Source organism: Streptomyces endocoffeicus (assembly GCF_016741935.1).
Taxonomy (GTDB): domain Bacteria; phylum Actinomycetota; class Actinomycetes; order Streptomycetales; family Streptomycetaceae; genus Streptomyces; species Streptomyces endocoffeicus.
Genome location: NZ_JAERRG010000009.1, coordinates 167,174 through 186,769, shown reverse-complemented (window position 1 = coordinate 186,769; position 19,596 = coordinate 167,174). Strand labels below are relative to the sequence as shown.

The window sequence follows — 19,596 nt, the reverse complement described above, 5'->3', positions numbered from 1 at the left end:
AGGAACATGACCGCGGATGCCGACGACTCCACCGAAAGCATGTGTATGGGGGCCAATACACCATCATCCGGAGTGGGCGTGCTCGACAAGGCCTCGGTCCTGCTGGATGCCCTGGAGATGGGCCCGGCAACGGTGTCGGTACTGACAGCACGCTCAGGCTTCTCCCAGCCGACGACCTATCGGCTGTTGCGTGTCCTGACGACGCTGGGCCTGGTCATCCCCCTGGAGGGGAAGGAATTCGCTCTGGGGCCGCGCGTGATACGCCTGGCTATCGCGGCACGCCGTGACGGCCAGGTACCCAGAACAGACCGCGTCCAGCGGGAGCCGCGCGACCTGTGCGCCACCGGAGTGGGCGTACTCGACAGGGCCTCGGTCGTGCTCAATGCCCTGGAGATGGGCCCGGCAACGCCGTCGGCACTGGCAGCACGCACCAGCCTTTCGCGGTCAACCACCTATCGGTTGCTGCGTGCCCTGACGACGCTGGGCCTGGTCATCCCCCTGGAGCGGAAGAAATTCGCTCTGGGGCCGCGCGTGATACGCCTGGCTATCGCGGCACGCCGTGACGGCCAGGTGCCCAGAACGGACCCCGTCCAGCGGGAGCTGCACGGGCTATGCGCCGCCCCCGGCATCCACACAGCCCGTCTGCACCAGTACCACGGGCCGGAGCTCATCTGCGTCGCCCAGGCGACACGCAGAACCTCACCCGCCGACGGCATACCCCTCGGTGCCGACTGCCCGGCCAGCGGCGATCCGGTAGCCCGCACAGCCCTCGCCTGGCAGAAGAAAGGCGCCCACGCCGACCCGGCACAGGACTCCGCGAGCGCCCTTGCACACATCTGGCATCAGGGCTGGATCCAGGGCACCGGAGAATGCGGAGGACGGAGCCATATCGTTCTGGCCGTCCCGGTACCCGGTCGTGGCCGGTGCTCCGCAGCCGTGCTGTCGGTTTACAGCAGGATGCCGCCCACCACCAACCCTGGCGCTGTGGTGTTCTCCGAGCGGGTGGTCGAGAGGGTGATCCAAGTGGCAGCTCGCCTGTCCGACTGGCGCGCGAGCGGAGCAGCACAGTCGACCTGACGGTGAGACAGCAAACATCCAAGAACTAATCGGAGGAATAATCGTGATAGCTCGATTCGGCACCTACAATCTGCTTGAAGGAGGAATTGACAGGGATGGTTCAGAGCACCGACGGCTGTCCCAGATAGCAATCCTGGAGCCTCTGGGTATCGATGTCCTCTCCCTTTCGGAGGTCAAGGGACTGGATAAGGACGACTGGAGGCGTCTCTACGAGCTGACTGACGCTCTGAAGATGATTACTCTGGGTCTTGCGCGGTCTCAGCGTCACAACGGTGACGGCAGTCCGAATTACACGGCTTTGCTCGTGCGGCCCGATACCGTACAGATCAAGTCATGCAATCCTCGCATGGGCACCGGCGCTTTCCATCATGGGGCTATTCGCGCCCTGCTCTGCGTGAAGGGGGTGGATTACCGTGTGTTCGCGACCCATCTTTCATGGACAGACGGCGCCACGAGGCTCGCTGAGTCGAGGTGGTTCACCGATTACGCCAAGGGATCCACCGTGACCATGGGGGATTTCAACGAGGACAGCCCGACGGCTCCCCAGCCTGACTGGTCGAAGATCCCTCAGCAGCTCCATTCACGGTATCGCCTGGTGAACCATGACGGGTCGTATGGCGATGCTGATCGGCGGGCCATGGGAAACTTGCTCAGTGCGGGATATGTTGATCCTTGTGCGTATCTGGGGCAGAAGGCCGAGCCCACGACCGGGCACTATTACGAGAATGAAAAGGCACCCCAGACCCTCGACCACATTCTCGTCGGCGACGCAGCAAAGAAGCGTATCCGAAGGTACTGGTCGCCCAAGGATAAAGTTACGCAGAAGGCGTCCGACCATTTGCCGAAGCTTCTTGATCTTTCACATGCCTGCGGGAATTCCCATTAGACACCGATTCCATGACTGTCTGCCATGCAGCACTTCGGAGGAACAGTGACCGTACCTGAAAGAGGCAGTCGCCTGGGCGCTGGGGCACATCGCGACCGACTTGCGGCGAAGCTCCGAAAAAAATACGAGGGCGGCATGAGCATTCGTGCACTGGCTGATAAATACGGGCGCTCCTACGGCTTCATACACAGACTCCTGGGAGAGTCGGGTGTGGAGTTCCGCGGACGAGGAGGCGCCAACCGTCGGTCGGCTGACAGTTCCTGAAGTGCTCCGAATCCTGCAACGCCAGGGCATCGCTCCATCTTCAACTCCGGCCCCGCTCACCGCGAGGTGTTACGTCGAGGCGAGTGGGGCGCCTTCTTTCTCTGTCGGTGGGTCCGCCTGCACGCCGCCCTGCTGACCGAACTGCGAGAACGGCTTTTCGACGCTTCCGGAAAGGTGCGCTCATGACGGATGAACCGGCTGAGTTCGACCTGTCCGCTATCGATTTTTCCGCGATGGCGGACACAACACGCAACAGTCCTCTGGCCCGCGATGTCGTAGGCAGGGTCATCTCCTGGTACAGCCAGGAGATATTGCACAAGGAGCGAGCTACAGAACCCGATCAGAGACGTGTAGAGGAACTTGAGAGCGGCTTGGACCAGGCGGAGGCTGATCGGCGTCGCATCCCACAGCTCGACTCCGAAGGACTGGAACACCTGATCGACCGCTATGTGGCCCTGCACCGGGAGTTACTGGGGGTTTCGGAATGAGGTTCGTAGACGGCGGAGGCAGATGAGGCTGCCAGGCCAGTTCGAGCACCCCCTGATGGAGGCCAGCGCCGCGTTGTTCGTAGCGCTGCGGAGCCGTTTGAACTGGTGCAGCAAGGCGGCTCGATGACACACCGGACCTTGCCCAGCCCGGAACCGTGGGCGACGCCGCGTCGGGCGATCATCGGCTTGATGCCGCGTTTCCACAGCAGGCGGCGGTACTTGTCGAAGTCGTAGCCCCGGTCGCGTAGAGGCGCCGGGGCGTGCGTCGGGCCGTCCCCGAAGTCCCCGGATCGGTGGGACCGCGGCCAGCAGCGGCAGGAGCCGGATGACTGATGGGGCCCTTGAATTCGGCCACCCCGAGATCGGCTCCGCCTCAGAGTTGCTCAGCCGATTCCTGCTTGTGCGGCGCTTACATGGGCCAGGGCCTGCGGGAGGCTGGTCGCGATCAGGAGCGGCAGCAGCATCCAGTTCACGCCGGCGAGAGCGCTCCGGCGACGAACGATGCCGACGAGGCGATCAGGTCCTGGCCCTCGTCGATCAGGTCCCCGGCGAACTGTGCTCCGCGGTCGGTGACCTCGCCCGCCGGCCGCCCGTCGGGGGAGGACGCGGTGAGGAGAGCCGGACGCCGGGCGGCCAGCGGGCGAGGACCGGCGGGCGCCGCACGGGCCAAGCACCGCATGCCCCCGCCGGGGGCTTGACTTCTGCTCCCGCGCACTTGCCGGCACGCTGCACGGGAGCAGAGGTGTTCTGGGGGTACCGCTACGCCGTGGGCCAGGCCAGAGAGATCCGGCTGTGCCTCTTGGCGATGATCCGGTCCCCGAGGATCTGGCCATCCGGGGTGCTGGCCGGATAGACCCGGATGACCGGGCCGAGGCGATCGCGCCACCGGTCCGCCCACTCGCGCACGTGCTTGACGACCACCGCGGCGAAGTCCCAGGCATCAGGACCAAACGCGTGGAAGGCGAGCTCGACCGTCCCCTCTTCTTGCGCGCGGCGGCTGGTGAGGTAGCCGAAGGTCTCGCCGTCGACGGCGGCCAAAGAGAAGCCCCGGTTGTCGGGGGTGATGATGCCGACGCTGACATGGGGGTCGACGGTCATCGTGCAGAACCCGGGCAGGGCGATAGCCAGGTGCATGTGGAGCGTCTCCAGAACGTCACGCGGGCCCGCCGTCACCCCCGTCAGCATCTCGACGCCCCCAGTTTCGAGCGCCCTGTCGAGGGGCCTCACGTCGGCGGGCAGCTCGTCGTCAAAGCACAGCTCGACCCCCGGAGCGACGAGCAGTCGCTCCTCGCGGTGCGCAGCCGAGCCCCGCAAGGGCATGAGACCGCAGAGACGCACCGATTCGCTCTCAAGATGCCCGTCGGCCCGGAAGGAGACGCAGCGGACCAGTCCGCGCATCCGCAGCGGCACGACAAGGCGGCCGCCCGGCTTCAGATGGGAGATCCATGCTGGCGGAATGTCCCACGCTCCCGCGGTGACCATGATGACGTCGAACTGGTCGTCGAGGAACGGGATGGGCTCGGCCGCATCCGCAGTGACCACCCGAATCCTCGGGTAGTACCCGGCCAGCAGGCAAGCGGTCCGATCGGTGACTTCCTCATCGATGTCGGCAGTGGTCACCACGCCGTACGGCCCGGCTAGCTCTGCGATGTAGGCCGCGTTGAGCCCGCCCGAGCCGATCTCCAGCACACTCATGCCGGGACGGACCTGTGCCTGCTCCAGCATCAGCGCGTGGATGTGCGGCGAGGACACCGCGCTGAGCGTCGACCCGTCCTCGGCGACATTGATTACGACAGCCGTGTACGCGTCGTAGACCGTCTGCAAGGAGATTTTCGGCAGGAAAGCGTGCCGGGGGACTTTTCGCATCGCGGCTTCGATCTCAGGCGATACGATCGTGCCGTCCGCGCACAGCCGGTCGACCACCTTGGCCCGCAGCTCGTCGGCATGGTCCGGACCGCTGGTCCAGCGGTCGTAGCTCACGCGGCGGCCCCCGCAGGGAGCGGACGGTGAGGGGGCAGGGCCCGCCCGTCAGGCAGCAGTTCGCCGGTGTCCTCGAAGAGCAGGACACCGTTACACAAAAGGCTCCAGCCCTGCTCCGGATGGTGCGCCACAAGATGGGCGGTCTCCCGGTCGGTGGAGTCAACTGACGGGCAGGGTGGCTGGTGTTGGCACATGCGGGCTCTCGGCTTCCTTCGTGGTGTTAGGCCGACGCGGGGGCGCTTCTCCAACGGGGCTTTAGGAGAAGCTGCCGCCCCGCGCCGGGGCTTTGAAGCCGTCCAGCGGGCGGGGCCGAAGCAAACCGGCCCGCCGGACGGTGATCTATGTGACCGGCTCCCGGCACGGCGAGTGGACCACGCCGGTGCGCGGCGTCATACGTGCGAACCTACTTCCACATCGAGGACTATCGGCAGGTGATCCGAGGTGCTCCGCGCCTGGGGCGTGTCGTAGGTGCGGCATGAGGCCAGGCCCAGTCTGTTCGCCGTCCGTCAAAGGCGCCGTTCGTCGTCTTCATCCCACCGGGTGCACTCCGGCAGGCACAGGAATGTAGATCGGCCAGAAACTCCATCTGGTTCTGCCAACGATCGCCCGAACCGTTGAGGAGGTTGTAGGTGCCCACCCGCAGATTCATCGCAGGCTCCCGGCAGCCGAGCTGGACGCCTCTTTCTGCACTCCGAGCAGGCCCAACTCCCGGCCGCGCTTCATGAGATGCGCTGGAGACTTGGCGCCCAGCAGGGACATCAGTGCACGCTCGGCCTGGCGCACGTCGTAGATGCGCACCCCGCGTATCTTGGCGATGGCCTTGTAACTCTGATCGTCCGCACGGGCCTGGAGCAGATAGTGCTGATCCGCGGTGAGCACGATGTCCAAACCGTCGGGCGCGGGCGCGGGCGGGTCGAGTTCGCCCTGCTCGTATGCCCGGTGCACGAGGCCCGTTCGTTCGTGCGCGCGCAACTTCCCCGTTGCGTTCCGGAGGCAGTCATTCACCCTGCCGACGCCCACTCCCATTTCCACGGCTGCCTGGGCGGGGGGCATGCCGTCGGCCGTGAGCCGAACCGCGTCCCGCTCTCGGGGGGACAGCTGGCCGCCTGGTGGTCGGATGGTCACGAGAGTCCTTCCGTGATCGTTGGAGGGTGATCTTCGATTCGGCCGTGCGGGTAGCGCGGGCGGGTCTCGGTCCGGCGGTGCCTCTCTCTGCCGTAACCGGACAGCACGATCGCTCTCGCCCGTTTCCCGAGCCGGTAGGTGATGCGGGAGGACCAGCCGACCGCAAGCCCTTCGATCTCGTCCTCGGTCAGCCCCCGGTGGAAGCCCCCGGCGGGCACGCGGTCCCGGTAGGGCGGGGTAGGGGCGTAGAACATGACGCCCGGGGCAAGCCACCGCGCCGCGTCCACCATGAAACGGCCTCGGCCCGGGTAGGCGATGGCCAGGCGGCACGTGATCAGGTCGACGCTGCCCGGCGTCAAGCTCCTGGGGATGTCCCGGTCCACGTCCCATACCTCGTAGCGGAGGTCGGGGGCAGCCTGCCTCGCCTGCCGGATCGCCTCGCGGGAGTGGTCGTAGCCGGTCACCTGCACGCCCCAGTGGGCGAGCTGGCGCGTCCACCGGACGGTGCCGCAGCCAATGTCCGCGGCTTTCATGCCCGGCCTCGGACGCACACGCTGGAGACGGCTTCGCTCTCAATGTCGCCGACGAGGCGGTCGGTACGGCTGCCGTACCACTCGTCCCACTCGCCGCGCGAGGGCATCGGCGCTCTCGTCATGCAGCAGGCTCCGGTCCCTCATCGGCCACGACGCGGACGCGGCGCAGGCGAGAGAGGTTGAGACGGCTCTCGGGCACCTGGCCGGCCGGCACGCAGAACAGGTTCACCGGCAGCGGCTCCGGCTCCTCGGGGACGATCGCGCGTAGCCCGGTCTGCGGGTCGCGGCGCGGCAGGTGTTGCGGCGGACGGTCCGGGAATGCCTCGAAGGTCACGGGCTTGCCTCTCCGTACGTGATCATGATGGGTATTACGAGTCCGGCGACGACCGCGACGATGAGGAGCTGCAGACACCACTGCCAGCCAGTCGGGCCGCGTCATCGGGTCCGAGGGGCCGGTCTCGTCGTGGAGGGACAGGCTGATGGCGAAGTCCGACTGGGCGGCCAGTTCACGGATCTGCGCCCAGTCGCTTTCCGGCGATCCGCCGGGACGGGGCAGCGAATAGGCGATTACGCGCGATGGCGCCTGAGCGGCGGTGAGTGACCGCCTTCTCGTTGTTCGCGAGGAGCACGCCCATCAGCCGCCGGTTCTGATTGGGCTGGAGGCGTACCCCACTCCGCAGTGGACTGGCGTTGTCCCGGTCCATCCATTCACGGTTCGCCGTCACCGGCGGAACGTCGCTGGGCATGGTTCATCTCCGTCGTACGTATGTGGCAAGCAGGCCGCGCCGTGGGAACGGGGGCCCGCGTGATGTGCGGCGGTGGGGTCACCGCTGGGCGCCGAGGCGTTCCAGGTGGTCCAGGAGGGCGTTGACCGAACGCGCGAGGAGCGTGGTATGGGTGGTGGGGTCGCGTGCGGTGCCCAACGGCGTGAGGCGCGTTCGGGCTTCGCAGCAGCAGACCATGGCGAAAGCCCTGGTGAGGTCGCCCTTGCGCAAGCCAAGCGCGGCCTTCTCCACCTCCGGAAGCAGCGCCGCGATGTCGTCTCGCAGATCTCGTTTCAGGGCGGCCAGGGCCTCACCAGTCGGAGGCTCGACGCCCGGCGCGAGGAGCAGCGCAGCGCGCGCCCGCATCGTGGCCCGGTCCACGACGGGCGTCTGCGCTTCGCGCTTCACGGGCAGTCCGTCCGCACCGGGGCCGGTCATGCCCGCACCGCGCCGCGTGCACGGCTGTCAGGCCAGGTGTTGAGCACCCAGGCGGCATGGGCGGAGAGCCATTCGTCGAGCTCCGCCCTCTCGTTGAGGTGATAGCCGCACATGGAGCGCGTCGGGGTGACGATGCCCTGGGCCTGGCAGGGCTCGATCATCTGCGCGACCCGCGGCCAGTGCTCCCGAATGGCGGCCACGGTGCTCACCGCCGCGCGGTCGATCACCTCTTCGACGACGGTCCAGTCCCGGGCGTCGACGTAGCGGCGTACTGCCGACATCACTTTCAGGGGATTGAGGTTCGAAGGCAGACAGGCGTAGATGACGACGTTCACCCGCCTGATGCGCGATGCCTGGCCGCTGCCGTTCGCCGCGCCCTGGCCCGCTAAGGCGTTCGAAGGTCCGGCCTCGGAAGTGGGCTGCATCTGCGGGTTCATGGGACTCCTTCGTTCCATGACTAGTGGGTGGTCAGGCGCTATCGGGTCAGCCGATCAGAGGGCGGTCGGCGCCATCGGACACGACAAACCGGACGTCCTTGCCGATACTGGTGTACGGCCGGGCAGTCGTCGGCATGGGCGGGCCAGGCCCGTTTACGCCCTCGCTGCTGTGCGGCCTGTGGGTTGAGAGGCCGGGCGCGAATCGGGAAGCCGCGATGCTCGGTCATCCCCTTGCTGCTCGGCAGCGCCTCGCAGGAGGAAGAAGGAGCACCAGGTGGTCGTGCCGTCGTCGCTCACGCCCCATTCGTCGGCGATGGCGTCCACGAGAACAAGACCGCGACCGTTTTCGTCGAGAGGATCCGCCTTACGTGGTACTGGACGCGCCAGCGAGCCATTCCGAACTTCGAGGCACAGGCGCGTGCCGGTTAGGTGCATTCGCACATCGACGTCAGTGCCGTATCCGTGGCAGAGAGCGTTGGTGACCAGCTCCGTCAGGAGGAGCGCGACGGACTCGGAGTAGCAGCTGAGACCCCAGCGCCTCAGTTCCCTGCGGCTGCTGCGGCGGACAAGGCCGGGCCAGACCCTGTCCGGCTCGGTGACCGTGCCGACCGTCTGGCCGTCGGCACGCGGGGTCCTCACGAATGACAGCGCCATGCCCTTAACCACATGATCGTGAGCCTCGGCATCAAGGCCCGCTGGAGCTGTCGCAGTCAGTGTCATTGCCCTGTCCTCCGCACGTCCTGATAGGGGCCGACGGGAGCGCAGGATCGCCGCACTGACGTGCGACTTTCACCACAAACCCCGTCATGGCTTGTGCTGGCTCAACTACGTTGGCGGTGAGCTGTGTTGCAAAGCAACTGGATCGCCGTTGAATTTTCAGAGAGAAGCAAACTGGCATATGCCGGAACGTGCACAGGGGGCTGCGATGGGGGCACAGGTGGTGCAACACTCTGCGCACAGCAGTGATCAACCCGCGCACAGACATGGGGGTGGTGCACAGATGGCGGCGAAGCGAGGGGCGAGCGGAAGGCGTTTGGAGCTTGGCACCCAGCTCAGACACCTGCGGGAGAACTGCCATCCGGTGGAAGACGGCCGAGCCCGAGGAATGACCCGCAAGGACGCCGTCCGCGGACTCAGGCTCTCGGAAGCTTCACTGGCCCGGATCGAGAACGGAGAGCTGAACTTCCGCCGCAACGTGGGCGACCTGCGGACCCTCTTGAAGCGTTACAGCGTCAGCGACCAGGAGCTGATCGAGCAGCTGGTCGAGCTGAACCGCGAGTCCCCGTCCGACGAATGGCTCACCCAGTACCGCGCGCACATGCCGGCAGGGATGCCTCACTACGTCGGCTTGGAGGCGGAGTCCACACAGATCCTTGCCTACCATCCGACGCTCATCTACGGGCTCCTCCAGACTCCGGCGTACGCCCGCGCCCTGTTCGAGGAACAGCGCCCGGTGGAGGACACCACAGCCGAGTTCGTACAGCGCCACGTGGACCTCCGTATGGAGCGTAAGAGGCGCGTTCTGGCCCGTGACGACGCGCGTCTTCGCGTCATCCTGGGAGAGGCCGCTCTGCGCATCCCAGTGGGTGGCGAGGAGGTGATGCGAGAGCAGTACCTGGAAATCGCCGAGCTCGCACGCTCCGATCACATCTCGGTGCAGGTGCTGCCGTTCAGGCGGGGGTACAGATCGATTAATGACTTTGCGATCTTGGACCTCGGTGAGCTTCCCTCACGAGTGCAGACAGACAACGCGTGGGGCGCCGTTTCCACTTCGGACAAGCCCCGCGAGGTCGACCGGTTTCAGCGCCGGTTCAACGCGATGGTCGGGGTCGCCTTGGGCCTCGAAGAGACCATCGCTCTTCTGAAAGAACTAGCAGGAAAGTAGCAGAGCCATCAATACACATCGCACACACCAGCCCTCCACGACCGTCGCCCCAGAGGGTGCCTGGTTCAAGTCCTCTTACAGCAGCGGCGGCACCGGCAACTGCGTCGAGGCCGCTGACCTCCCCTCGGAGGTCGGTGTCCGTGACTCCAAGAACAAGCTGGGACCCGCGCTGCGCTTCCCGCGCGCGTCCTGGGACGCCTTCGTGACAGGCATCCGCAACGGCGAGTTCAAGAGCTGACGCACTGACCCTGTTACCAACATCCCGGCGGCCCCCCTCAGAGCAGTTGAGGGGGGCCACCTCGTCTTTCTACCTGCTGTCCTGACGAGAGGTGACGGTGCGCACGGATGGATCACGGCTACGGTCTCGGCATGGCTCCTTTGCCAGCAGCTCCCGCCCGCCAGGCCCTCGTCGAGGCATGCGCCGGCATCGGACTGGAGGCCGACGGCGCCGATGTACGACGCGGTACTCGCGGCTCCTAATCAGCGGTCAGGCCGTCGTGAGACACCGGGCGGCCAGGTTGGGGGAGCCATCGAGGGCGACCCTACGAAAGCCATACCCGGTGTCTCTGGGCCTCCAGATCCTACAAGTGGCCTTGATCAACCCGATCAAGAAGGTAGGACCCTACGAATGGCTCGATCAACCTGTTCAAGAAGGTAGAGCCGCCTGACCTCCAGCACCCACCAGGAACGAGACCATGAAGACCTGCGACAACACCTCGGTCGGCATCGTCATCACCGATCACTAGGGCCGCTACCTGATGTTCGACCGCGCCACCTTCCCGCCCGGCACGGCACCTACCGCCGACCACATCGACGACCACGGGACCGCCGAGGACGCGGGCCGCGCCAAGGTCGAGTAAGAACTCGGCCTCACCGTCACCGGCCTCACCCACGTCACCGGCTGCTGGCGGGACAACCCATGCCGCCGCCTTCCCGGTGCACGCGGCACCGGCCACGACTGGACCATCTACCAGGCCACCGTCACCGGCGACCTCATCCCGAGCGCCCGCGAGACGAAGAACGTCCGCTGGATCGCTCCCGACGCTCTACAGGAGTTGGCAGACCGGACGGTCGCCTACGCCCAGGGACGCATCACAGACGCCGAGTTCGAGGCCGCGCCCGGCATCGAGCCGGTGTGGATGCAGTGGCTCGCCAACATCGCCGCGATCCACATCAGCCCCGACGACCTGCTTCGGGTGGACCAGCTCACCAGATGATCGCCGCCCCGTTCTCCTGACCTACCGCGGCCGCCGCCCGGCTCCACCCCGAGCTCGGCGCGCCGGCCTTCGCGCCCTCGGCCGACCCTGAGTGCCCTGCTGCTACAGCAGGCCGGACAGGCGAGTCCGCTGTCCGGGGTTGCGGCTTGCGTGATTTACGCCGGCCATAGGGGTCATGAACTCAGCGAAGAGTGTCACGCAGGGCCTCCTCCAAAATAGGTAGCCGGTCCAGCAGCACCAGAGCTGCCTCGTGCCGCACCCGCCCGTAGGCCTCAAGTGCGTCGTCGACGATGTGCGGTCGTTCCACCGGTACCGACAACGGAAAGGCTGAGCAGAGCATGGCTGCACAGCCGACACGAAGCGAGGACAAGAGGTCATCCGCGGACGCCGTCGGGTTGGCGTCCCGGTAGGCCAGGGCGAGATCGGTGTATCCGGTGAGCCAGCTCTCCGCACTGTTGTCCAGCACGCTCTTGGGGTCACAGCCAAGACGCGCGATCTCCCAGGCGAGGTACCCGGGTGTGGGCGGCCGGAAGTCCACGATCGCGGCTACCTCGTTGTTCTCGAACAAAACGTTGGGGCCGGCCATGTCGCCGTGCAAGACCTGGACGGTCAGCTGTGGAAGCGAAGCGAGGGTGCGCTCGACGTCCCCCAAGATGGCTTGTCGCTCACGCGCCGCCTGCAACGCCCACGTCTCGAATTCCCCAAGTCTGGGCCTGTTCAGGTACGCATGAATCAGGCGCTCGAAGCGGTCCCGTGCGGTGACCACATCGCACACCGCGGCACCAGGTTCCAGGGTGGGTGCGGCGGCGGGGTGAGCGGCGAGCCGGGTGTGGAGACGGCCCATCGCTGTGCCGACCGCTGCCCACCGTGCAGCAGTCAGGTTGCCCTCGGCAGTCTCGGTGTGTGCCACGTACGACCATAGGGACATTGGCACGCGGCCGTGGGTCTCGATGAGTTCGTGCTCGCGCGTGCGGGTTGCCCGCGCGGTCGCGACACCTCCGTCGGCGGCGTACTCGGACAGTTCGACCGACGCCCGCTCCAGAACCAAGTGTTCTCGAGTACGGTAGACCTTGGCGAAGTGCCGCTGGCCCGTTTGATTCACGATGACGTAGTTGTCCGTCGCGGTGCCCTCCGGGATTCGCGATATTTTTGCCGGGTGCAGCCCGTACGCGAGCACGAGCGTGTCGGCGACCGCCATGATCTGCTCCCCCTCCGCGGTGCGGCCGGGTGTGGAAGGCGCGGCGACAGGCTTGGGGGCGGGCTGGTGAGATGCGGTGGACATGGTCTCCTCGTCGAAGCGCACAACGATAGCGGCCAGATGATGAGCGGGCGCCAGGTGGTCGGGTCGATCAGGACGCGGGCACGGGGGTGCCGGTGAGGTGTTCGGCCCGGCGCTCGATGTGCGGGGTGAGCGTGGGGTGGACACCTCTGCTGCAGGCCTGCAGCAGCTGGCCGAGCGCGACCAGTTCGGCCGGCCGCCGTGTCGAGGATGTGGCTGAACTCGTGGTGGATGCGGGCGGCAGCCGCGGGCGCGGTCAGGGAGTAGACCCCCAGGAGTCCAATGTCGTAGCCGACCGGGAGTCGGCCCCAGTTCTCCCAGCCGAGCAGCACCAGGGGTTGTCCGGTGAGGTTGGCCCAGTGCAGGTCACCGTGGCCGGTGACGTACTCGTGGATCTGGATCGGGTCGATGCCGAGGAATCGGCGGAAGTTGTTGTCGATCCACCGTGGGTACTCACTTCACCTTGCTCCCACACGGATTCCCTTCCCTTCTCCACGTCAGGGAGCCTGCACGTACAGGCTTTCTACTGCTTCCAGCTCCTGCTGGGTGAGCGCCAGCATTCCCATCTCGTGAAGGAGGCGGCACCAGGCGGGTTCCAGGCCGGGGCACTCTGCGAAGTCCTCGGCCGAGACGTCGCCGTACGCGTGGTGGGTGGTGCGCCTGGTGTGGGTTGCGAACATCTCCTGGTTCACCCACCGCATGTTCTTGGCTTCCCTGTCCGACTCCTTCGGGTCGCCGGTGAAGCCGTCCGCCTGGAACACGGTCCACTGGTGGCCATACGGAGCCGGGCCAGGCTGGCGGCGACAGCGGTTCGGCAACCACAACGAGAGGACTTCGCGCAGCCCTGTGGGATCTACGCCGACCTCCTCCTGTGGTTCGATGCGGGCCGTTTCGACGGGGCTGCCGTGAGTATCGATGTGCCCGGTAGGGAAGGCCAGGCCGACCGGAGGGGTGTTGCGTTCGAACATCAGGAACCAGTCGGGGTGCTCCGGGTGCGGGATGAGGGTGCCAGCGCACTTCCGGTCACAGGTCTTGGGCATGGATGGATGCTTCTTTCTCTTCGGGTTCTTCGATGACGATGGATGGCCTGCATGGCGGGCGTGTCCAGCAGCGACAGTTGAGCGCCCCCGTGTCATAGGGGAGCCGCCGTTAAATGCGGAGGCGACCACCCGGCGCGCCATCGCACGCGGCGCCGCGAACACAGGCCGCGCTGCCGCATGAGAGGACGCCGATGACGGAGCACCCCGCGACCACCGACGACCGCCTGCAACGCGCGGTGACACAGCTCGTGACCGTCTTCGAGCAACTCGGGGCCGAGCACAAGGCCCTGGTCGCCGAGGCAGAGAAGACCATTGCGAAGGAGCGCCGAGGCACCGTTCACCGCACGGTCGAATGCATCGCTCAGGCCAGCTACACGCTGAGCCCCATGGTGAACATGCTGGCCACCGTCCACGGACTGAAGGCCCTGGGGACCGACAACCAGTTCTCAAAGGACGCCGACGGCCTCGACTACAGCCCGCTGAACAGCCTGCGGAACCCGAGCGAGACGGTCTGCGAAGCTGACCGGCGGGCGCCACAGCGCCAGGTCGGGAGGCTCCTTCAGCATGTCGTCGGTCGTCGCATAGAGTGCTGTCGATCTTGGACACCCTCGTTCTCGTCTCCTCAGGCACCCCTTGGCCCACACCACGAGGAGAAGCAGTGTCATACCCGCAACTGCTCACCCCCGAGGAGAAGCTCGCCGATGCGAAGAAGCTGTTGAGTCTCCCGGATATCGTCGTGATCTGCGGCTCCACCCGCTTCATGACCGAGAACGAGGCCGATCTGCAGGAGACCACAGCCGGAAAGATGGTCGTCGAACCGGGCTGTGACATGAAGCCGCCCCACGAACTTTGGTCCGATCCTGTCGAGGCCGAGGCGCTGAAGGTTCGACTCGACGATCTGCACCGGGCGAAGATCCGGCTCGCTGATGAGGTGCTCGTTGGCGACTACATCGGAGACAGCACCCAAGCCGAAATCCGCTACGCCCGGTCGCTGCGAAAGCCCGTGCGGTTCACGCACCCCGAAGTCGACCCCAACGCCTGAGCGCCCACCCTCACACCCTCCGCAGGCACCCCTTGGAATAGATCATCTAGCGGGTTGCGTGGTGGTGAGAGCGTGCTCAAGCAGCGGCGGAACGCATCGCGGCCGTTATGGCGGCAGCGAGAGGCCGCCGGTGGTTCATCAAGTAGAAGTGGTCGCCCTCGTACCTTTCGAGTCCGCGGAAGTGCGTGGTGAACGCCTGCCAGGAGAGCAGACGGTCCTCGCCGATCAGCTTGTCGCGGCGGCCCCCGAATACTGAGAGCGGAACGGGCAGCGGTTCGGGGGCGCGGGGAGGAGCCCAGGTGTCCAGGAGTTTGAAGTCGTTACGGAACACCGGGGCGAACTTGTGCCAGACGGCGTCGTTGTCGAGGAGCTGCGGCGTGCTGCCGCCGACGTTCCGCAGCCAGCCGCGCAGGTCGTCGTCGGACATCAGGTGAGGGCGGCCGTCGGCGCCGGCCTCGCCTCGCGAGGCGCCGTAGGCGGACACCCCCAGCCAGTCCGGGAGCGGGTCTCCCTCGTGGTGAAGTCGGCGGGTGAGCTGGTAGGCGATGAGTGAGCCCATGCTGTGGCCGAAGAACCCGAAGGGCCGGTCGAGCAAGGGAGCGATAGCGGTGTGGAAGTAGTCGACCAGCCGGTCGCAGTCGTCGATCAGCGGCAGTGCCTGCATCTGGCCTCGGCCGGGGGCCTCCAGGAGGCAGAGTTCCCAGTCCTGGGGGAAGTGCTCCGCCCAGCCCCTGTAGAGCAGGTGTGAGCCGCCGGCGTGGTGGAACAGGAACAGGCGTACAGCTGGGTCGCTCAGCGGCCTCGGGCGGATGACCGGGCCAGCAGACGTCTCGCCGACGAGGTTCGAGGTGACGAAGGCGTGCAGCTCGGCGAGGGTCCTGGCGCCGCTGATGACCACGGTGTTCTCCGGGACGCCGTACTCAGTCTCCACGCGGGTCGAGATCTCGAGCATCAGCAGCGAGTCGATCTCGAGTTTGTCGGTGAAGTGCGCCTCGTCGGTGACCTCCTCGGGTTCGATCTCCAGTACGCCGGCTATCAGAGTGCGGAGGTCCTCGATGTTCACGGACGTAGTGGTCATTGGTGTTCCCCTGGCTCCTACGTGGATGGACGAGTGGTCGATCAAGGGGTCAGCAGCAGAGCGGAAGCTGCGTCGTGGCGAGGGCCTCCAGCCGTGGCGAGTACGTTCCCGGTGGCGTCGCTCTCCAGATGGGCAGCCGCGGCAGCGCACTGCAGGACGCCCAGTGCCCCGGACAGCGGGCCCAGCTGGGCTTCCAGGTCGATCCGGCGAGTGGCTACGAGCAGATGGCCCGGCCCGGCACCCGCCTCGTCGACGAGCCACAGTCCGACGGACTTCTCCTCCGTCACACCGGCGGAGGCCAGCGCCGCAGCGAGGTTCCGGGCCCGTGCGTAGCCGGTGATCGTGGCGCGTGGCCGTGCGCCGCGGGAGGCGGCTGCGTCCGCCGGTTCAAGGACGACCGCGACCGCCGCGTCGGTGGACTGCTCGCCGAGCATCTTCGTCACCACGTCGTTGGCTGGTTCGACGCCGACGACGACGGCTGCTTCGGCGCGCCTGGCCACGATGAGGCTCCGGGCCCAGGCGAGGGCGTCCAGACCGCTCGTGACGCCGTTGCAGACGGTGAGGTTGGGGCCGCGCAGCCTGTAGCGGATGGCCACCCAGCCGGCGATGACGTTGCTTGATGTCTGTGGCAGGCCCAAGGGGCTGAGTCCCCTGACGCCTGCTCTGGTGATGGTGTCGATGGCTTCGCAGACGCTGTCCGCGTTGCCCAGGTTGGTGCTGACCACGACGGCGGTTGAGTCAGCCGCGCCCGTGAACGTGGCGTGGGCGTCGGTCAGGCCCGCGTCGTGGAGGGCGGACTCGGCGGCCCGCAGGGCGAGCCGGGACGCGCGGTCCTTGTGGCGCATCTCGCGTCCGCTGAGCCCGGTGGCGAGGTCGAAGCCGCCCACTCCCGGCAGGGGTCCGAGGAGGTCGCCGTACGTCGCGACACCGGGGAGTGCCAGTCCGATGCCCGTGACGACGACCTCCCGGGCGTTCGGGTTCCTCGTGTGCGCGGTGCTCGTCGTGCTCATAGGGCTGCCTCCACGATCGCGACGGCGTTGATCCCTCCGAAGCCGAACGCGTCGACCTGAGCGATGGACAGGTCGCCGGCTGCGGGGGAGCCCTGCACCAGGTCCAGTCCTGCGGCCTCGGGGATCGGATCGGTGAGTCCCAGGACCGGGGGTACCGTCCCTTCCTTCATGGCGAGTACCGCCATCAGGAGACTGAGTAGTCCCGAGCCGCCCAAGGTGTGGCCGGTCATCGCCTTGATGGCGGTCATCCGCGGACCGGGTCCGGCGCCGTGGAAGATGTGGCGCAGGACGCTCGACTCCGTCTGGTCGTTGCGGGGGGTTCCGCTGCCGTGCAGCATCACCAGGTCGATGTCCTGCGCCCGCACCCCTGCTCTGCGGTAGGCGTCCTGGACCGCGCGGGTGATGCCGTCGGGGTCGGGCGCGGTGGCGTGGTGGGCGTCGCAGTTCATGGACACCCCGCGCACCCGGGCGTGCAGGGGTCCGTTCCCGGTGCCGGCGCGCTGGACGACGACGGCTGCCGCGCCCTCACCCATCAGCATGCCCTTGTGCGTGGCGTCGAAGGGGCGGAGTGCGTCGGGGGTGTCGTTCTGTACCCGGTCGAGGGTGCCGAAGCCGCTCTCGGTGGCGGCGTCGGTGCCGGCGACGACGACCGTGTCGGCCGTGCCGAGGTCGATCATGTCGGTGGCCATGCCGAGCGCGTTCAGCGTGGCTGAGCAGGCGTTGGCGAAGGTGTACGTGGTGGACGCCCCGAAGGTCTCCTTCAGGGCGGTGCCGAAGTGCAGGTCTTCGAGGGCGACGTCCGCGTGGTCACGCCACCACAGTTCGAGGCTGCGCTGCTCGCGCATGGTGGTCCCGACCAGCACGGGTACGTGGGACAGGTCCTCGCCCAGGCCCGCGTCGGCGACTGCCTGGCGAACGACGGTGGTGAGCCAGTGGGTGGCGCGGCGCGGGATGTCGCCGCCGCCCTCGGGCCGGTCGTCGATCTCGTAGGCGTAGGCCGCTCTGTACTTGTCCGGGTCAAAGGCCTTCAGGGGCTTGCGGCTCTCCTGGCCCGCGCACAGCGCGGCGAAGATCTCCTGGGGGCTGGCACCGATGTTGGCAATGGCGGCCATGCCCGTGATATCCCTGGTCATGGTTGGGCATCCGCCTTCCTGAGCTCGAAGGCGGCCAGCTTGCCGGTCGACGTGGTCGGGAGCTTGTCGAGGAAGTCCAGACGGGCGGGCCGCCTGTAGGCGGCGAGACCGCCACGGATCGCGGCGATCACTGCGCGCCGCACCACGGCCGTGTCGGATCCTGGCCGGGCCACCAGATAGGCCACGGCCTGCTCCAGGCCGTCGGCGTCGCGGCCGCCGACCACCACGCAGTCCTGGACCCCGTCAGCGCTGCGGATGACGCTCTCGATCTCACCCGGCACGACCTTGTAGCCGCCCAGGTTGAGCAGGTCATCGGCGCGGCAGAGATGGGTGAACGTGCCGTCCGGCGCACGGCGAACCACGTCGCCGGTGTAGGCACCGCCGTCGGCGAAGGTGACCGCGGCGGCCTCCGGCCGGCCGATGTAGCCCAGGGCGACGGTCGGGCCGGCGATGTGCAGCCGGCCCTCCTCCCCGTCGGCGACGGACGTGCCGTCCGCAGCGCGGACGGTCGCGGTGATCCCGGGCACCGGGACCCCGAAGGTGCCCGGACGCTCATTCCCCGGCGGCGTGCCGACGACTATGTAGAGCACCTCGGTAGCGCCGAGACCGTTGAGCAGCTCGGCCTGGAAGGTGGTGCGGATCCGCTCGCTGAGCGAGGCTGGCAGATTCTCGCCCGCCGCCACGCACAGCCGCACGGAGTCAGAGGTGAGCGCCGTCCCGGAGGCGTTCAGGAGCGCGGCGTACAGCCGTGGGACGGAGAACAGCACGGTGGGTTGGTGGCGCTGCATCGCGGCGGCGAGTGAGTGAACGTCGACCGTGCCACTGATGAGTGCAACGCGGGAGCCGGCCGCCAGCGGGCACAGGACGGAACTGCCGAAGCCGTAGCCGAAGGACATCCGGGCGCTGGAGAGCACGGTGTCCTCGGGGGTCAGCGCCAGAACGGTGCCGATGCCGTCGGCCATGGCCGCGATCGCACCCGCCGAGTGCCGCACTCCCTTGGGCATGCCGGTGCTTCCGGAGGTGTACTGCACGAGCGCCTCACGCCCCGCACTCCACATGGCCGGGGGCCCGGCCTCCTGCGGGCTGCATGCGGGGCCAGGCTCGGCCGTGGCCAGAGCGGCGCGGACGTCAGCGCCGGCGAACTGGGTTGTCGTCTCGAACAACTCCTCCAGGGCGCGTTGCCGCGTGGGGGCTGCGTCGAGGTGCACCATCGCGGCGGCGCAGTTCTCGGCGATGTAGCGGACTTCGTCGTCCGTGAGCATCGGGCTGATCACCACGGGCACGCAGCCGTGCCACCACAGACCGAGGACGGCGGCAACGGTCGCCACGGAGTCGTCGGCGACCAGGAGGCCGCGGGCGCCCTCAGGCACGCCTGCTGCCCTGAGTGCGCCCGCATACCCACGGGCTGCCTCCAGTAGGGCGGCGTAGGTGATCTCCCCCGCCTGGGGATCGAGGTAGCTGGTCCTTTCACCCCGGCCGGCGGAGACATGACCCGCCACCAGGTGGTCGATCAGGTTGACCCCGCGGAGGCTTGTCGCCCGCTCGCTGAGCACGGACACCGCGGTGTCCAGGCTGGTGAGGGCTGCCGCTTCCTCCGTGGACAGGGCTCCGAACTCGCGCTCGATCGCGGCCGCGATCGCAACCTTTTCCAAGGAGCTGATACCGAGTTCCTCATAGAACAGGGCACCGGACTCGATGTCTTCCTTTTCCACTTCGAGGACAGACGCCACGATCTCTCGCAGCCTGTCGCGGACTTTATCGATGGGTTCTGCATCGCGCACCGTCGGAAGTCCTTTCCGTATCTTCGTAGCCGAGAAGTAAGATTGGTTGGAAAGAGAGCGAGGGTGAGCCGTAGACCTGCTCCCGTCCCTGTTCCTTTCGCCGGAACGCCGCTTGGTTCCGGTCAGGGATTCAAGAACG

25 protein-coding genes and 1 pseudogene are annotated in these 19,596 nt (G+C 67.2%); 9 read left to right on the top strand and 17 right to left on the bottom strand.

Annotated elements, in window-relative coordinates; translation table 11 throughout:
- The first annotated feature begins 6 nt into the window (after positions 1–6).
- The 4 genes from JK364_RS23200 (at position 7) to JK364_RS23185 (ending at position 2,715) form a co-directional block, all read left to right on the top strand.
- Positions 7–1,077 (top strand): helix-turn-helix domain-containing protein, encoded by a 1,071-nt coding sequence (locus tag JK364_RS23200; RefSeq protein WP_201853076.1) that lies wholly within the window; start codon positions 7–9, stop codon positions 1,075–1,077.
- A 43-nt stretch (positions 1,078–1,120) separates the two neighbouring features.
- On the top strand, positions 1,121–1,963 hold the full coding sequence (locus JK364_RS23195) for an endonuclease/exonuclease/phosphatase family protein (protein ID WP_201853075.1): 843 nt from the start codon (positions 1,121–1,123) through the stop codon (positions 1,961–1,963).
- Between the two features lie 24 nt (positions 1,964–1,987).
- Positions 1,988–2,227, top strand: a complete 240-nt coding sequence (locus JK364_RS23190; RefSeq protein ID WP_201853074.1) for a helix-turn-helix domain-containing protein — start codon at positions 1,988–1,990, stop codon at positions 2,225–2,227.
- A gap of 182 nt (positions 2,228–2,409) precedes the next feature.
- A complete protein-coding gene (locus tag JK364_RS23185) occupies positions 2,410–2,715 on the top strand; it encodes a hypothetical protein (RefSeq protein ID WP_201853073.1) in 306 nt (101 codons plus the stop codon).
- Here the strand turns inward: JK364_RS23185 and JK364_RS23180 are convergent.
- The 11 genes and pseudogenes from JK364_RS23180 to JK364_RS23135 all read right to left on the bottom strand — a co-directional run.
- A pseudogene (locus tag JK364_RS23180) lies at positions 2,695–3,045 on the bottom strand (IS5/IS1182 family transposase); the annotation flags it as partial. The gene JK364_RS23185 and the pseudogene JK364_RS23180 overlap by 21 nt on opposite strands.
- A gap of 139 nt (positions 3,046–3,184) precedes the next feature.
- The gene (locus JK364_RS23175; protein ID WP_201853322.1) at positions 3,185–3,394 is read right to left on the bottom strand and encodes a hypothetical protein; all 210 of its coding nucleotides are present in this window, start codon (positions 3,392–3,394) and stop codon (positions 3,185–3,187) included.
- A gap of 80 nt (positions 3,395–3,474) precedes the next feature.
- Positions 3,475–4,695, bottom strand: a complete 1,221-nt coding sequence (gene fxlM / locus JK364_RS23170; RefSeq protein ID WP_201853072.1) for a methyltransferase, FxLD system — start codon at positions 4,693–4,695, stop codon at positions 3,475–3,477.
- The gene (locus tag JK364_RS55405) at positions 4,692–4,889 is read right to left on the bottom strand and encodes a DUF5999 family protein (RefSeq protein ID WP_230992382.1); all 198 of its coding nucleotides are present in this window, start codon (positions 4,887–4,889) and stop codon (positions 4,692–4,694) included. Before JK364_RS55405 ends, fxlM begins: the two co-directional genes overlap by 4 nt.
- Positions 4,890–5,340: 451 nt before the next feature.
- On the bottom strand, positions 5,341–5,640 hold the full coding sequence (locus JK364_RS55400; protein WP_230992381.1) for a hypothetical protein: 300 nt from the start codon (positions 5,638–5,640) through the stop codon (positions 5,341–5,343).
- A 176-nt stretch (positions 5,641–5,816) separates the two neighbouring features.
- Complete coding sequence (locus JK364_RS23160; protein WP_201853070.1) at positions 5,817–6,353, bottom strand: class I SAM-dependent methyltransferase; 537 nt, start codon at positions 6,351–6,353, stop codon at positions 5,817–5,819.
- Positions 6,354–6,471: 118 nt separating this feature from the next.
- Positions 6,472–6,687, bottom strand: coding sequence for a hypothetical protein (locus tag JK364_RS23155; RefSeq protein WP_201853069.1), 216 nt, complete (start codon positions 6,685–6,687; stop codon positions 6,472–6,474).
- A 172-nt stretch (positions 6,688–6,859) separates the two neighbouring features.
- The gene (locus tag JK364_RS23150) at positions 6,860–7,099 is read right to left on the bottom strand and encodes a hypothetical protein (protein ID WP_201853068.1); all 240 of its coding nucleotides are present in this window, start codon (positions 7,097–7,099) and stop codon (positions 6,860–6,862) included.
- A gap of 78 nt (positions 7,100–7,177) precedes the next feature.
- Entirely contained in the window at positions 7,178–7,555 is a 378-nt protein-coding gene (locus tag JK364_RS23145; protein WP_201853067.1) for a DUF6415 family natural product biosynthesis protein, read from the bottom strand.
- Positions 7,552–7,992 (bottom strand): hypothetical protein, encoded by a 441-nt coding sequence (locus JK364_RS23140; RefSeq protein ID WP_201853066.1) that lies wholly within the window; start codon positions 7,990–7,992, stop codon positions 7,552–7,554. Before JK364_RS23140 ends, JK364_RS23145 begins: the two co-directional genes overlap by 4 nt.
- A 153-nt stretch (positions 7,993–8,145) precedes the next feature.
- Positions 8,146–8,712 (bottom strand): ATP-binding protein, encoded by a 567-nt coding sequence (locus JK364_RS23135; RefSeq protein WP_230992380.1) that lies wholly within the window; start codon positions 8,710–8,712, stop codon positions 8,146–8,148.
- Between the two features lie 280 nt (positions 8,713–8,992).
- Here JK364_RS23135 and JK364_RS23130 point away from each other — a divergent pair, with 280 nt between their 5' ends.
- From JK364_RS23130 to JK364_RS23120, 3 genes are all read left to right on the top strand, one after another.
- The gene (locus JK364_RS23130; protein WP_201853065.1) at positions 8,993–9,877 is read left to right on the top strand and encodes a helix-turn-helix domain-containing protein; all 885 of its coding nucleotides are present in this window, start codon (positions 8,993–8,995) and stop codon (positions 9,875–9,877) included.
- Positions 9,878–9,884: 7 nt separating this feature from the next.
- The gene (locus JK364_RS23125; RefSeq protein WP_201853313.1) at positions 9,885–10,115 is read left to right on the top strand and encodes a DUF397 domain-containing protein; all 231 of its coding nucleotides are present in this window, start codon (positions 9,885–9,887) and stop codon (positions 10,113–10,115) included.
- A gap of 817 nt (positions 10,116–10,932) precedes the next feature.
- Positions 10,933–11,094: a hypothetical protein gene (locus tag JK364_RS23120; protein ID WP_201853064.1), complete on the top strand. Its 162-nt coding sequence runs from the start codon at positions 10,933–10,935 to the stop codon at positions 11,092–11,094.
- A gap of 181 nt (positions 11,095–11,275) precedes the next feature.
- Here the strand turns inward: JK364_RS23120 and JK364_RS23115 are convergent, their stop codons facing one another.
- Together JK364_RS23115 and JK364_RS23110 are read right to left on the bottom strand one after the other, a co-directional pair.
- Positions 11,276–12,376 carry a phosphotransferase enzyme family protein gene (locus JK364_RS23115; protein WP_230992379.1) on the bottom strand — a complete coding sequence of 367 codons (1,101 nt, stop codon included), beginning with the start codon at positions 12,374–12,376 and terminating at the stop codon, positions 11,276–11,278.
- 494 nt (positions 12,377–12,870) lie between these two features.
- Positions 12,871–13,413 (bottom strand): NUDIX domain-containing protein, encoded by a 543-nt coding sequence (locus tag JK364_RS23110; protein WP_201853063.1) that lies wholly within the window; start codon positions 13,411–13,413, stop codon positions 12,871–12,873.
- Positions 13,414–13,604: 191 nt separating this feature from the next.
- On the opposite strand from JK364_RS23110, the gene JK364_RS23105 reads away from it, so the two are divergent.
- Positions 13,605–14,132, top strand: a complete 528-nt coding sequence (locus JK364_RS23105; RefSeq protein WP_201853062.1) for a hypothetical protein — start codon at positions 13,605–13,607, stop codon at positions 14,130–14,132.
- Complete coding sequence (locus tag JK364_RS23100) at positions 14,072–14,455, top strand: hypothetical protein (RefSeq protein WP_201853061.1); 384 nt, start codon at positions 14,072–14,074, stop codon at positions 14,453–14,455. The genes JK364_RS23105 and JK364_RS23100 overlap by 61 nt, the downstream gene beginning before the upstream one ends.
- 76 nt (positions 14,456–14,531) lie before the next feature.
- Here JK364_RS23100 and JK364_RS23095 read toward each other — a convergent pair whose 3' ends face one another.
- From JK364_RS23095 to JK364_RS23080, 4 genes are read right to left on the bottom strand one after another with little or no spacing between them, the layout of a single operon-like run.
- Positions 14,532–15,533: a thioesterase domain-containing protein gene (locus tag JK364_RS23095; RefSeq protein WP_201853060.1), complete on the bottom strand. Its 1,002-nt coding sequence runs from the start codon at positions 15,531–15,533 to the stop codon at positions 14,532–14,534.
- A gap of 41 nt (positions 15,534–15,574) precedes the next feature.
- A complete protein-coding gene (locus JK364_RS23090; RefSeq protein WP_201853059.1) occupies positions 15,575–16,543 on the bottom strand; it encodes a beta-ketoacyl synthase N-terminal-like domain-containing protein in 969 nt (322 codons plus the stop codon).
- Positions 16,540–17,676, bottom strand: a complete 1,137-nt coding sequence (locus JK364_RS23085; RefSeq protein ID WP_201853058.1) for a beta-ketoacyl synthase N-terminal-like domain-containing protein — start codon at positions 17,674–17,676, stop codon at positions 16,540–16,542. The genes JK364_RS23090 and JK364_RS23085 overlap by 4 nt, the downstream gene beginning before the upstream one ends.
- The gene (locus tag JK364_RS23080; protein WP_307841365.1) at positions 17,673–19,457 is read right to left on the bottom strand and encodes an AMP-binding protein; all 1,785 of its coding nucleotides are present in this window, start codon (positions 19,455–19,457) and stop codon (positions 17,673–17,675) included. Before JK364_RS23080 ends, JK364_RS23085 begins: the two co-directional genes overlap by 4 nt.
- Positions 19,458–19,596: the final 139 nt, after the last annotated feature.